Below are 13,556 nucleotides of genomic sequence, written 5' to 3'. Positions count from 1 at the left end.
CTCTAGCGGCGGGTACGGGTTTTCTTCTTGGCCGCACCGCCCTTGGCGGGGGTCTTGCCCGGGGCTTTGGCGGCGGCGCTGGCCTGGATGGGCCCGCGCTCGGCATGGTCGCGGTCGCGGGGGGCACCCGCTCCGGCCTTGCGACCCGAGCGTTTAGGGGCTGGGGCCTCATTGCCGGACCGGTTGCCGCCTTCGCGCTGCACGCCCTTGTCTTTCATGGCACGGTTGACCAGCTCTTCGCCCTCGCGGATCAGGCGGAAGTCGATCTTGCGGCCGTCCAGATCGACGCGGCTGACCTGGACCTGCACGCGGGTGCCGATGGCATAGCGGATGCCGGTGCGCTCGCCGCGCAGCTCTTGCCGGGCTTCGTCGAACTTGAAGTACTCGCCGCCCAGCTCGGTGATGTGCACCAGGCCTTCGACATACATCGCGTCCAGCGTGACGAAGATGCCGAAGCCGGTGGCGGCAGTGACCGTGCCACCAAATTCCTCGCCGAGGTGCTCGCGCATGTATTTGCACTTCAGCCAGGCTTCCACATCGCGGCTGGCCTCGTCGGCGCGGCGCTCGTTGGCGCTGCAATGCAGGCCCGCCGCCTGCCAGGCCAGCGTTTCGGGGCTGACCTTCTTGATCTTCATGTCGGGCTCGCCGACCTTGCCTTGCAGCTTGGAGGCCGCGCCCTTGCTCAGGCGTTTGGCCAGCTTGGCATGCGCCTCACCGGGGGTGGGCAAGGTGGGCAACTGGTACTTGCGGTGCGCCAGGATGGCCTTGATGACGCGGTGCACCAGCAGATCGGGGTAGCGCCGGATCGGGCTGGTGAAATGGGTGTAGGCATCGAACGCCAACCCGAAATGCCCGCCGTTCATGGGCGTGTAGATGGCCTGCTGCATGGAGCGCAGCAGCATGGAGTGGATTTGCTGCGCGTCGGGCCGGTCTTTGGTGGCGTTGGCAATGGCCTGGAATTCGGCGGTTTTCGGGTCGTCGCTAATCGACATACCTACGCCGGTGGCCTTCAGGTAGTTGCGCAGCATTTCGATCTTCTCGGGCGTGGGGCCCTCGTGCACGCGGAACAGGCCGGGGTGCTTGCCCTGGGCGATGAAATCGGCGCTGCAGACGTTGGCGGCCAGCATGGCCTCTTCGATGAGCTTGTGGGCTTCGTTGCGGGTGCGGGGCACGATCTTTTCGATGCGTCCGCCTTCGTCACACACGATTTGGGTCTCAACGGTTTCAAAGTCCACCGCGCCGCGCACCTTGCGGGCGACCAGCAGGGCGTGGTAGACATCTTGCAGGTTGAGCAGGTCGTTCACGCGGTCTTTGCGGCGCGTGGCCTCGGGGCCCCGGGTGTTGGCCAGAATCGCCGCCACTTCGGTATAGGTGAAGCGCGCATGGCTGAACATCACCGCCGGGTAGAACTGGTAGGCGTGCACATCGCCCTTGGCGGTGACCAGCATGTCACAGACCATGCACAGGCGCTCCACATCGGGGTTCAGCGAGCACAGGCCGTTGGACAGCTTCTCAGGCAGCATGGGAATCACGCGGCGCGGAAAGTACACGCTGGTGGCGCGGTCGTAGGCATCCACGTCGATGGCCGAGCCGGTTTCCACATAGTTGCTCACGTCGGCAATCGCGACCAGCAGGCGCCAGCCCTTGCCACGGCCGACCTTGGCGGGTTCGCAGTAGACGGCATCGTCGAAGTCGCGGGCGTCCTCGCCGTCGATGGTGACCAGCGGCACGTCGGTCAGATCGACACGGTTCTTTTTGTCCTGCGGGCGCACCTTGTCGGGCAGGGTGCGGGCCAAGGCGATACAGGCGTCGGAAAAAATATGCGGCACGTCATATTTGCGCACCGCGATTTCGATTTCCATGCCGGGGTCGTCCACCTCGCCCAGCACTTCCTTGACGCGGCCCACGGGCTGGCCAAACAGCGCGGGCGGCTCGGTCAGCTCGACCACCACCACCTGCCCGGCTTTGGCGCTGCCGATACCGGCCTTGGGAATCAATACGTCCTGGCCGTAACGCTTGTCTTCAGGGGCTACGAGCCAAATACCGCTTTCTTGCAGCAGACGGCCAATGATGGGCTGCGGGGGGCGCTCGACAATTTCCAAAACCCGGCCTTCAGGGCGACCTTTGCGGTCGCTGCGCACAATGTTGACCTTGACCCGGTCCTTGTGCAGTACGGCGCGCATTTCGTTGGAAGGCAAGTAAATGTCGGACTCGCCGTCGTCGCGCAGTACAAACCCGTGTCCATCGCGGTGACCCTGGATGGTGCCTTCGATCTCGTCCAGCAGGCCGCTGGTGTGGCTGGTCGTTTTGATAAGTATTCTCTCTTTACAGACTGGAGTGCCTAAAGGGTAGCAGAGCTGTAGCCTGGCCCAGAAAAAACAATTGTTTTAGCAAGCCTACGGCCCACGGGTCAGAACCGTCGTTTTTCCCATGTTATACTTTAACTCGTGGGCCCAGATGGCGAAATTGGTAGACGCACTGTGTTCAGGTCGCAGCGCTGCAAGGCGTGCTGGTTCGAGTCCAGTTCTGGGCACCACACCTTATCTTGAAAAAACCGCTATACAACTGGCGGTTTTTTTCTGGTTAAAGATTTGCAAAATACCTATTGCAGATCGTGAGAGTTTTTAGAGTTTCGTGGGCCCAGATGGCGAAATTGGTAGACGCACTGTGTTCAGGTCGCAGCGCCGCAAGGCGTGCTGGTTCGAGTCCAGTTCTGGGCACCACAATTTACTCGAGAAAAAGCCGCTAAGAAGTTAGCGGCTTTTTTTTTGCCCATTTTTCCCCGCACTGCTTGCGCAATGCGGGGACATCAGATTTAGATCGGCAAAGCCACCAGATCGTGGCCCTGGGTACCCACAATGCGCGCTTTGGTGAACTCCCCCACCTTCAAGGTCTTGCTGATTTTTTCGGGAGGCAGCAGGCGCACGATGCCGTCGATCTCGGGCGCGTCGGCGTAGCTGCGGCCAATGCCGCCCTTTTTACCCATGCCGGGCGCCGAATCCACCAAGACCTGCATGGTCGCACCCACGCGCTTGAGCAACTTGGCGGCAGACACTTCTTCGGCCACGGCCATGAAGCGGGCGCGGCGTTCTTCGCGCAACTCGAAGGGCAGCATGCCGGGAATGTCGTTGGCGGCCGCTCCATCCACCGGGCTGTAGGCAAAGCAGCCTGCGCGGTCGATCTGGGCTTCGCGCATGAAATCCAGCAGATGCGCAAATTCTTCTTCGGTTTCGCCCGGGAAACCGGCGATGAAGGTGCTTCGGATTACCAGCGACGGGCAGGCCTCGCGCCAGCGCTGGATGCGCTCCAGGTTTTTCTCGCCGCTGGCCGGGCGCTTCATGCGCTTGAGCACGTCGGGGTGGCTGTGCTGCAAGGGCACGTCCAGGTATGGCAGCACACGGCCCGTGGCCATCAGCGGAATGATCTCGTCCACGCTGGGGTACGGGTAGACATAGTGCAGGCGCACCCAGGCGCCATAAGGCTCGGCGATGTCGGCCAAGGTTTGCACCAGTTCCAGCATGCGGGTTTTGACCGGCTTGCCGTCCCAGAAGCCGGTGCGGTACTTCACGTCCACGCCGTAAGCCGAGGTGTCCTGGCTGATGACCAGCAGCTCTTTCACGCCACCTTCAAACAAGGCCTTGGCATCGCTGAGCACGTCGCCGATATTGCGCGACACCAGATCGCCGCGCATCGACGGGATGATGCAAAAGGTGCAGCGGTGGTTGCAGCCTTCGCTGATCTTCAAATAGGCGTAATGCCGGGGCGTGAGCTTGATGCCTGCGGTGCCAAAGGCGTTGGGAATCAGGTCCAAAAACGGGTCGTGTGGCTTGGGCAGGTTGGCGTGGACGGCATCCATCACCTCCTGGGTGGCGTGCGGGCCGGTGACAGCCAGCACGCTGGGGTGCATTTGCCGCACCAGGTTGCCGCCGGCATCGCCCGCCTTGGCCCCCAGGCAGCCAGTGACGATGACGCGGCCATTGGTGGCCAGGGCTTCGCCAATGGTGTCCAGGCTTTCCTTGACGGCATCGTCAATGAAACCACAGGTGTTGACGATCACCAGGTCGGCACCTTCAAAGGTCTTGGAGGTTTGGTAGCCTTCGGCGCTGAGTTGGGTGAGGATGAGCTCGGAGTCCGTCAAGGCCTTGGGGCAGCCCAGGCTGACAAACCCGACTTTGGGTATTTTGGATGGGGAAATTGCTTCGATCATCCCCGTATTGTCGCCGCCCTCGGGAATTTCAGGGTTTCAGGCCGAAGCTGCCCAGCAATTGGGCCGTCTGCTTTTGCATTTGCTCCTGCATTTGCACAAAAACATTTTTGGACTGCTCGACGTAGCTACCCAACATGCCCTGCATGGCGGGCGACTGCAATTTGAGCATTTGCGCCCACGCCTCGGGGGTCATGCCCTTGGCCTGTTCGCCCATGGTGGACTGCAGATCGACGAAGGTTTGCACGTTTTTTTCCAGGTATGGGCCCAGAAAGCTTTGCATGGTGTTGCCGTAGAAGCGGATCATGTTGGCCAGCGCCTGCTCGGTGAACATGGGTGCGCCACCGGCCTCTTCTTCCAGGATGATCTGCAGCAGGATGGCCCGGGTCAGATCGTCACCGGTCTTGGCATCCAGCACGCGCACAGGCTCACGCTCCATCACCAACTTCTTGACTTCGGCCAAGGTGATGTAAGTCGAGGTATCCGTATCGTAGAGACGACGGTTCGGGTACTTCTTGATGACGCGGTGGGTGTCGTCATGCGCGCTGTTCGGAGAATGGCTGGGCACTAATGTCTTTCATGGTGTTCGCGGTGTCAGTAAGCACTCTACTGCACTGCAACATATTTTAAAAATCCATGGCACCACGCGCTTCAAGGAATACCCTGAAAACAGTGGCCACAAAACCAAAAGCCCTGTACATCACCGATGTACAGGGCTTGAATTTGGTAGGCGCGAATGGACTCGAACCATCGACCCCCACCATGTCAAGGTGGTGCTCTAACCAGCTGAGCTACGCGCCTAAAGCTAAACTACTTTAGAGCGCTAGTATAGCATGGTTTTTTCGCACCGCCTACCTTCTCCTGGCCGAACGTACACCCGCCACATCCGACACCACGCCCAGCACCTTGGTCAGGCGGGCCGCATCGGCCACTTCCACGGTGAAGGTCATCCAGGCCGTGCCCTTGACCGACTGGGTTTGTACCCCGATGACGTTCATTTTTTCCTTGGTAAAGACTTCGGAGATATCGCGCAGCAAGCCTTGGCGGTCGGCGGCCTGTACCGATACGTCCACAGGGTAGACAGATGTCCCCTCGTTTTTTCCGCTGCCCCATTCCACCTCGATCACGCGCTCACCGTTGCGCACCGACATTTCGCGGAAATTGCTGCAATCGGCACGGTGGATGCTGACGCCCTTGCCGCGCGTGATAAAGCCCACGATGGCATCCGGCGGCGCGGGCTTGCAGCATTTGGCCAGCTGCGTCATCAGCGACTCCACGCCCACCACCAGCACACCGCCTTTGGGCGAGTTCTCCGGGTTGCGGGCTTTTTTGAGCAGCAAATAGTCGTCCGGGGCCAGCACCGGCTCGGGCGGGCGCAGCAATATTTCGATGCTACGCAGTGAAAACTCGTCCTTGCCCACCACTTCGAACAGGTCGTCGGCCGACTTGAAGCCCAGCCGGGCGGCCAGGTCGTCGAGCTTGATCGCGGTTTTGCCCTCGCGCTGCAGCAGCTTTTCCACCGCCTCGCGCCCACGCGCCACCGTGGTGTGCAGGGCGGCAGCGTTGAACCAGGCGCGGGCCTTGGCCCGGGCGCGGTGGCTGACCAGGTAGCCCAGCTCGGTGTTGAGCCAGTCGCGCGAAGGCCCGCCCTCTTTGGCGGCCGTGATCTCCACGGTCTGGCCGTTTTGCAGCGGGGTGTTCAGCGGCACCTGCACGCCGTCCACCTTGGCACCGCGGCAGCGGTGGCCCAGGTTGGTGTGCACGCTGTAGGCAAAGTCCACGGCGGTGGCCCCGACGGGCAGCTCCACCACGGCGGCATCGGGGGTCAGCACGTAGATGCGGTCGCCCAACACGTCGGCGCTGTGCGGGGCGGCCCCGGAAAGGTCGCGCTCCCAGGCCAGAAGTTGGCGCAGCACGGCGATCTTGGCATCGTATTCGCCGCTGGCCGACACCCCGGCGTAGCCCTTGGCGCCCGCCTCTTTGTAGGCCCAGTGGGCGGCCACACCGTGCTCGGCATGGTCGTGCATGGCCTGGGTGCGGATCTGGATTTCGATCGGTAAACAGGCCACGCCGTCAACCATTTGCAGCACCACGGTATGCAGCGACTGGTACCCGTTGCCCTTCGGCTTGGCGATGTAGTCGTCGAACTCTTCGGCCATGGGCACGAAGCGGGAATGCACCCAGCCCAAAGCGGCATAGCAGTCGGGCACGCTGGGCACGATCACACGCAGGGCGCGGATGTCAAACAGCTGGTCGAATCCCAGCGATTTGCCGCGCATCTTCTTGACGATGCTGTAGATGTGCTTGGGGCGGCCTTGCACCGTGGCCTGGATGCCCTGGCTGGCCAGTTCGGCCTCCAGGCTGGCACGCAGATGCTCCATGTTCGCTTCGCGCTCCGCCCGCTTTTCGTCCAGCAGGCGGGCCACCTGTTTGTAGGTGTCCGGCTCGGTGAAGCGGAACGACAGGTCTTCCAGTTCCCACTTGATCTGCCAGATGCCTAGCCGGTTGGCCAGCGGCGCAAACACTTCCAGCGATTCGCGCGCCAGACGGGGTGGCACCGGGGTTTTGCTGGCCGCGCAAAAGCGCAGGGTCTGCAGGCGCGAGGCCAGCCGCAGCATCACCACCCGCAGGTCGCGCGAGAAGGCCAGCAGCATTTTGCGCACGTTCTCGGTCTGGACGGCCGAGTCGTCGGCCAGATGGGCCGACGACTCGGCCCCGCGCGACAGGCGCTGCACCCGCATGAGCTGGGTGGTTTCCAGCGCCAGGGCGGCGAAGTTGGCCCCAAAGGCCTTGGTGATGACCTCTTGCGGCTTGTTCAAATGCTCGCAGGCATACACCAGGTAGCTGGCAGCCTGCATGGCCTCGGAGCCGCCCACGGCGCGCAAGATGGCGGCCACGGCATCGGCGTGGGCCAGGGTGTTTTCGCCGGTATCCAGCAGTTCGTCGGCAATCAGCGGCTCGGCAAAATTGCGCGCCCGGGCCAGGGCATTGACCTGCTCGGGCAGGGTCTGGGCGGTCACTGCCACGACGCCGGGCACGCGCTCTTCAGGGTGGGCCGCGACGGGGGGCGCAGCGGGCAAACTTTTCATCCAGTAGCCTTATCAGGACTGTAAAAAATCAACCACGACGGCCACCTGGTCATCGGCATTGAATGTGGGTGCATGGCCTACCCCTGCAAACTCCACCAACCGGGCTTTTGGCCCGCGCTGGGCCATGGCCTGCGCGGTGGTGGCCGACAGCAGATCCGACTCGGCCCCGCGCAGCAGCAGGGTCTGGGCGGTGATGTGGTCGTACAGCGCCCACAGCCCGGCCTCGCCTTGGGCAGCGGACTCGGCGGTGAAGCTGCTGAACGCAGCGGCCAGCGCCGGATCGTAGTGCAGGGTCAGCGCGGGTTCACCGGCCACCAGGGGCCGCACCATGTGCTCCGAGAGGGCCAGCCACTGGGCGGGCGTGTGCGGGCCGAAGCTGGCGGAGATGGCCCACATCGCGTCGGCGGCCTGTTGCAGCGTCTCGAAGCGCCCGGTTTTGCCCAGGTAGCTGCCGATGCGCTGCAGGGCGGCCACATCCAGGCTGGGGCCGATGTCGTTCAACACCAGGCGGCGCACCGGCACGGGCAGCGGCAGGCCGGGCGTGCCCAGCAGCGCCATGCCGATCAAGCCGCCCATGCTGGTGCCCAGCCAATCCAGCGTGGTGATGGGGGCTTGCGCGTGCACCTGGGCCAGCAAGGCCAGCATGTCGCCAGCGTAGGTGGGCAACTGGTAGGCCTGGGGATCTTGCAGCCAGTCGCTCTGGCCCCGGCCCACCACGTCGGGGCAGATGACGCGGGCAAATGGGCTGAGCGCCCGGGCCAGTACGTCAAAGTCGCGGCCCTGGCGGGTCAGGCCATGCACGCAGACCACCACGTGCGGGTTCGCCGGGTCGCCCCACTGCCAGTACGCCATGCGGTGGCCGGTGTGGTCGGGAGCGTTGGTCTTGGCAGCGGCACCGGGGCACGGGACGTAGCAGAGGCGGGGTTCGGTCATGGTGAAAGGCGTTAGGCAAAAGGATGGGTCCATCCTAATCCAAACCGCTGCGCCAACCATCCCGCAGGCCCTCTCAATAAATTTATATAAAAACAGCCTCTAGCGCCCATTCCATAAGCGTGACAAGCTACTTTTTATATAGCATCACAAGGCACACGAGCGAAAGCCCACGAAGCGCACATCGTCGCCAGGCAAGGCAAAGCCGCGGAACTTGGGATGCTTCATGCGGGCGCGGGTGGCAAACGCCGCACCGCGCAGCACCTTGGCCTGGCCGAACCACGGCACGGAATAGGCCATCCACGGGTCGGCGCTGAAGCCCGGCCAGGGGCGGAAGGTATTGGCGGTCCACTCGTGTACGTCGCCCCAGCGAAAGCCCTGGCCAGCGGCACCCATGGCGGCGCGCTCCCATTCCACCTCGCTGGGCAGCCGCCGCCCGGCCCAGCGGCACCAGGCATCGGCCTCCCACCAGCTCACGTGCATGGCGGGCTGGGTGCCAGCCACGCGCAGGCGTTGGCCAAAGCGGGTTTGCAGCACCGCGCCGCTGGCCACGCCGATCTGGTCCACATAGCGCGGGCCGCGCCGCCCTTCCCCCTCGGCCAGGGCCTGCAGCCAGGCCCAGCCCGCTGGCAGCCACCAGGCGGCGTTGTCGTAGCCGCCATCGTCCACAAACTCGACAAACTGGGCCCAGGTGACGGGCTGCGCATCGATCTCAAAGGCGGGCACCGCCACTGGATGGGCCCATTTTTCGTTGTCAAACACAAAACCGCCGGGGACCGACCCCAGTTGCCACTCCATGGCGGGCAGTGCCAGCGGGGCACGCGGCTGCGGGCTGCTCGGTGAAGGCATGTGCAAAGGCACGCCGTGCACCTGGGCCAGCGTGATCAGCTGTTCGCTGCGCAGGTCTTCGTGGAACAGGGCGAGACGGTAGAAATACAGCGCGTCGTCGTTTTCGGCGGTTTTCTCCAGCAACTCCAGCGAGCTTTCCAGGGTGCTGAGCAGAAAATTTTTGGTGGTGGCCAGGTCGGGGACCGGCTGGGGAGCGCGATAGTCCATCTGCTCGGGGTTCCACCAGCGGTCGGCCTCGGGCGCGATGGAGGCCAGCCGGGTGGGCTGGAACGGGCAGGCCGCGCCGCGCCCGCGCTGGGTATTGCGGCCCAGCCAGGCCTCGGCCATCCAGCCGATGTGGCCCGCCAGCCAGCGCGGCTGCAGGCTGCTGGCGGCGACGGCGGGGGCAGATTCAAACTGGTCGAGCAGGTGCAGGGTGTGGTTGCGCGCGTCCATCAGCGCCAGCGACAGCAGGTCGCGCCCTGCCTGGCGCATGGTGGGCGAATCCAGGTGCTGGGGCAGCACCTGTGGTGTGCGGGTAGACATGGACCATTATTGCCAAATTTCAGCCGCGCAGGCCGCGATAATGGCGAGCCTTTGCGGACCCGCCGGACAGCCCGAACCGCACTTCCCCCCCATTCCAGGAGACACCATGCGCGCCTTGTTGAAGTTTTCCAATGCCGTTGACTGGCTCAACAGCCTGATCGGCAAATATGTCATCTGGCTGATCCTGGCCTCCACCGTCGTCAGCGGCGTGAATGCGGTGGTGCGCAAGGTGTTCAACGTCAGCTCCAACGCCTTTCTGGAGGTGCAGTGGTATTTGTTTGCCGCGGCCTTTTTGCTGGCCGCGGGCTACACCCTGCTGTGTGGCGAGCACGTGAAGATCGACGTGGTGTCCAGCCGCCTGTCCAAGCGCACGCAGATCTGGATGGACGTGTTTGGCTTCATCTTCTTTCTGACCCCGGTGTGCGCGGCCATTCTTTGGTATGGCGTGCCGTTTTTTCTGCGGGGCTATGCCTCGGGAGAAATGTCCAACAACGCCGGGGGCCTGATCCGCTGGCCGGTGTACGCGATGATTCCGCTGGGCTTCACGCTGCTGCTGCTGCAGGGCTGGTCGGAGCTGATCAAGCGGCTGGCGTTCTTGCAGGGTCTGATTGAAGACCCCACCGCCAAAAAGGTGGAAAAAACCGCCGAAGAAGAGCTGGCCGAGGCGATCTTGCGCATGGCTGAATCCAAAAAATCCGCCCACTAAGACGGAGCACCGACACCATGGAATTTTTGACCCACAACCTCGCCCCCATCATGTTTATGGGGCTGATGTGCTTTTTGCTGTTTGGATTTCCGGTGGCTTTCAGCCTCGGGGCCTGCGGGCTGTTTTTCGGCTTTGTCGGCATTGAACTGGGCGTACTGCCCCAGGCCCTGTTGCAGGCGCTGCCGCTGCGGGTGTTCGGCATCATGCAAAACGACACCTTGCTGGCGATTCCGTTCTTCACCCTGATGGGGCTGATCCTGGAGCGCAGCGGCATGGCCGAAGACCTGCTGGAAACCATTGGCCAACTGTTCGGCCCGCTGCGCGGCGGGCTGGCGCTGGCGGTGATTTTTGTCGGCGCGCTGCTGGCGGCCACCACCGGCGTGGTGGCGGCATCGGTCATCTCCATGGGCCTGATCTCGCTGCCCATCATGCTGCGCTACGGTTACGACCGGCGGGTGGCCTCCGGGGTCATTGCAGCCTCGGGCACGCTGGCGCAGATCATTCCGCCCTCGCTGGTGCTGATCATCCTGGCCGACCAGCTGGGCCGCAGCGTGGGCGAGATGTACAAGGGCGCGTTCATCCCCGGCTTCATGCTGACCGGCATGTATATCGGCTATGTCATCTTGCTGACCTTCATCCGCCCCGCCTGGGTGCCCGCGTTGCCGCCCGAGGCGCGCACCATCCGCGAAGACAATGGTAAGAGCGGCCTGCTGTCGCTGCTGATCCTGACGATTCTGTGCACCGCCACCGCGGTGTATTTTGGCGAGCACTACGCCCAGGTACTGGCCTGGCACAAGGGTGAGGCGGTGGCCACCGTGGCGACCGACGAAACCATCGTGGTGTCGCTGTGCTCCGGGGTCATCCTGGCGCTGGTGCTGGCGCTGGCCAACAAGCTCACCCGCCTGGGCCTGCTGTCGCGCATGGCCGAGCGTGTGACCTTTGTGCTGATCCCGCCGCTGCTGCTGATCTTTCTGGTACTGGGCACTATCTTTCTGGGTATCGCCACCCCGACCGAGGGCGGTGCGATGGGTGCGCTGGGCGCCATCATCATGGCCGCGTCGCGCGGGCGGCTGAGCATGGCGCTGATGAAGCAGGCCCTCAACACCACCACCAAGCTGTCGTGCTTCGTGGTGTTCATCCTGATGGGCTCCACCATCTTCAGCCTGGTGTTCCAGGGGGTGGATGGCGGCGTGTGGGTGGAGCATCTGCTGACCAGCCTGCCCGGCGGCCAGATCGGTTTCCTGATCGTGGTGAACTTGCTGGTGTTCTTCCTGGCGTTCTTTCTGGACTTTTTCGAGCTGTCGTTTATCGTGGTGCCGCTGCTGGCACCGGTGGCGGCCAAGCTGGGGATCGACCTGATCTGGTTCGGTGTGTTGCTGGGCGTGAACATGCAGACCTCGTTCATGCACCCGCCATTCGGCTTTGCGCTGTTTTACCTGCGCAGCGTGGCCCCCAACGCCGAGTACACCGACAAGATCACCAAGAAGCGCATTCCGCCGGTCACCACCATGCAGATCTACTGGGGTGCCGTGCCCTTTGTGCTGATCCAGATCATCATGGTCGGGCTGATCATCGCCTTCCCCGGCATCGTCTCCAGCGGGTTGGACAAGGCCGTGGTCTACGACCTGGACAAGACCACCCAGGAGATGGAAGCCAACATGCCGCAAGCCGAGCCCACCGAAGACCCCACCGCTGGCATGCCCGGCGCAGATGCCTCGGCCCCGGCAGGTACGCCACCGGCCGACGACAACGACCCGATGAAGGCGATGCAGGAATCGTTGGAGAAAGACAAGAAGTAAAGGAGTTACGAAGCAGCCTTTACCCCTGCAAAAAAGCCCCGGTTACCGGGGCTTTTTTTATTTAGGAGAGCAGCCGCGCGCAGTGCTCGCGCGAATTCACCGCGTACTCCAGCGGACCCGGCTCCCAGTGGGCCATGGTGGGCGAGCCGCTGAGGATATTGCCCCAGGTCTCGCGCATGGTGTCCGAGTCCTGCTCGGTCTCGGCCAACTCGTGAAGGTTGCGGATCTTGCGCATGTCGGCATCGCACACCGGGTGCTGCTCGATGCGCTCCACCAGCATCGCCAGCCACTGCCGGGCCGGCATCCATTCGCACACCGCCGGGTTGAACAGCCGGGCATCCATGCCATCGCGGCAGGCCATGAAGCGGCTCACCCGCTCGGTGTTGTAGGGAATCGCAATCGGGGCGTAACCCAGTTGCCCGCGCAGGGCCAGGGCGGCGCAGGCCCGGGTAAAGGCGGCCAGAGCCACCGCCTTGCGCACGCTCAAAGGCGTGTCGAACACCCGCACCTCCACGGTGCCGAACTCGGGCTTGGGACGTACGTCCCAGTAGATGTCCTTCAGGCTCTTGGCCAGGCCGGAGTCAAATATCTCCTGGGCGATGGTCTGGAACTCGGCCCAACTGGTGGTGCGCGGCATGGGGCCGCCATAGGGGTACACCAGGGGCTCCAGGGGCCGCGCGGCACAGAAACCGGTGTCCACCCCCTGCTGGAACGGCGACGCGGCCGACAGGGCGATGAACAGAGGGCACAGGCTTTGCAGCACATTGGCCAGCTGGATCGCCTCTTCCTTGCCGGGCACGCCAATGTGGACGTGCATGCCGTAGGTGGAAAAGCGCTTGGGTAAAAAGCCGTACTTGGCCTGCAACTCGGCGGCGCGGTCGGTCTCGGTAAATTCCCGCTCATTCCAGAACTGCAGGATATGGGTGCCGCCGCCGCGTACATCGGCACCGTTTCGGCGGGCGATCTTTTTCAGGGTCAGCACGTTTTCACGGGTTTCAGACTCCAGGGCATCCGCGTCTTCGTGGATGGAGCTGGTCACTTCCATGGTGGAGCGGGTGGCTTCCAGCGAAAAGCGCTCGTGCTCGGGCAGCACTTCGAGCTCGGTCCAGAGTTCGGCGCTGCAGGGCGAAAGCTGCCCCGTAGCTTCGTCCACGAGCTGTAGCTCCAGTTCCATGCCAAAGGTGAGTGCTTTTGATTTTTTGAAATCCATGCCAGGGCTCCTTGGGTGCGTTGGTAGGTGTTGAAAGGGGGGGTGGGAGAACTCTCCCGCAAGCGGGTGAGAAGGCATCGGCGGTGCGCAGAGGGCACGGATGCACGGGATGGCCCACGCGGGCGCTGCGGGCACCGTATCCCAAAACACCGGATTCGCAAACCTGCAGGCTAAAAACCTGCAGACACTAGGGTGATTGCGAATTACTCTCAAAAAGCCTGCCCTGCCCTTGGCGCGGGGCAAA

Annotated in this window: 9 protein-coding genes and 3 tRNA genes; 4 read left to right on the top strand and 8 right to left on the bottom strand. The window is 63.3% G+C overall.

The features are described from left to right. Positions 1-2 precede the first annotated feature (2 nt). Complete coding sequence (rnr, locus tag AB3G31_RS05120) at positions 3-2,285, bottom strand: ribonuclease R (RefSeq protein WP_367850296.1); 2,283 nt, start codon at positions 2,283-2,285, stop codon at positions 3-5. Between the two features lie 166 nt (positions 2,286-2,451). On the opposite strand from rnr, the gene AB3G31_RS05115 reads away from it, so the two are divergent. Together AB3G31_RS05115 and AB3G31_RS05110 are read left to right on the top strand one after the other, a co-directional pair. Next, positions 2,452-2,536: transfer RNA gene (locus AB3G31_RS05115), tRNA-Leu, on the top strand. A gap of 102 nt (positions 2,537-2,638) precedes the next feature. Then, a tRNA-Leu gene (locus tag AB3G31_RS05110) sits at positions 2,639-2,723 on the top strand. A gap of 92 nt (positions 2,724-2,815) precedes the next feature. Here the strand turns inward: AB3G31_RS05110 and rimO are convergent. The 6 genes from rimO to AB3G31_RS05080 form a co-directional block, all read right to left on the bottom strand. Further along, positions 2,816-4,207 carry a 30S ribosomal protein S12 methylthiotransferase RimO gene (gene rimO / locus AB3G31_RS05105; RefSeq protein ID WP_367849117.1) on the bottom strand — a complete coding sequence of 464 codons (1,392 nt, stop codon included), beginning with the start codon at positions 4,205-4,207 and terminating at the stop codon, positions 2,816-2,818. Between the two features lie 28 nt (positions 4,208-4,235). Then, on the bottom strand, positions 4,236-4,772 hold the full coding sequence (gene phaR / locus AB3G31_RS05100; RefSeq protein WP_367849116.1) for a polyhydroxyalkanoate synthesis repressor PhaR: 537 nt from the start codon (positions 4,770-4,772) through the stop codon (positions 4,236-4,238). A gap of 156 nt (positions 4,773-4,928) precedes the next feature. Continuing rightward, positions 4,929-5,005 (bottom strand) — tRNA-Val (locus tag AB3G31_RS05095). 50 nt (positions 5,006-5,055) lie between these two features. Then, complete coding sequence (locus AB3G31_RS05090; protein ID WP_367849115.1) at positions 5,056-7,293, bottom strand: bifunctional (p)ppGpp synthetase/guanosine-3',5'-bis(diphosphate) 3'-pyrophosphohydrolase; 2,238 nt, start codon at positions 7,291-7,293, stop codon at positions 5,056-5,058. 12 nt (positions 7,294-7,305) lie between these two features. Further along, on the bottom strand, positions 7,306-8,226 hold the full coding sequence (locus AB3G31_RS05085; protein ID WP_367849114.1) for an alpha/beta fold hydrolase: 921 nt from the start codon (positions 8,224-8,226) through the stop codon (positions 7,306-7,308). Positions 8,227-8,370: 144 nt separating this feature from the next. Further along, a complete protein-coding gene (locus AB3G31_RS05080; RefSeq protein WP_367849113.1) occupies positions 8,371-9,597 on the bottom strand; it encodes an SUMF1/EgtB/PvdO family nonheme iron enzyme in 1,227 nt (408 codons plus the stop codon). 106 nt (positions 9,598-9,703) lie between these two features. Between AB3G31_RS05080 and AB3G31_RS05075 the strand changes: the two genes are divergently transcribed. Together AB3G31_RS05075 and AB3G31_RS05070 are read left to right on the top strand one after the other, a co-directional pair. Further along, positions 9,704-10,303 (top strand): TRAP transporter small permease subunit, encoded by a 600-nt coding sequence (locus AB3G31_RS05075; RefSeq protein WP_367849112.1) that lies wholly within the window; start codon positions 9,704-9,706, stop codon positions 10,301-10,303. A gap of 17 nt (positions 10,304-10,320) precedes the next feature. After that, on the top strand, positions 10,321-12,102 hold the full coding sequence (locus AB3G31_RS05070) for a TRAP transporter large permease subunit (protein ID WP_367849111.1): 1,782 nt from the start codon (positions 10,321-10,323) through the stop codon (positions 12,100-12,102). 61 nt (positions 12,103-12,163) lie between these two features. Here the strand turns inward: AB3G31_RS05070 and AB3G31_RS05065 are convergent, their stop codons facing one another. Further along, positions 12,164-13,312: a YbdK family carboxylate-amine ligase gene (locus AB3G31_RS05065; RefSeq protein ID WP_367849110.1), complete on the bottom strand. Its 1,149-nt coding sequence runs from the start codon at positions 13,310-13,312 to the stop codon at positions 12,164-12,166. Positions 13,313-13,556: the final 244 nt, after the last annotated feature.

Source organism: Rhodoferax sp. WC2427, from assembly GCF_040822085.1.
Classification (GTDB): domain Bacteria; phylum Pseudomonadota; class Gammaproteobacteria; order Burkholderiales; family Burkholderiaceae_C; genus Rhodoferax_B.
Note: the sequence above shows the minus strand (reverse complement) of the source record. Positions and strands in the feature narration are given on the sequence as shown.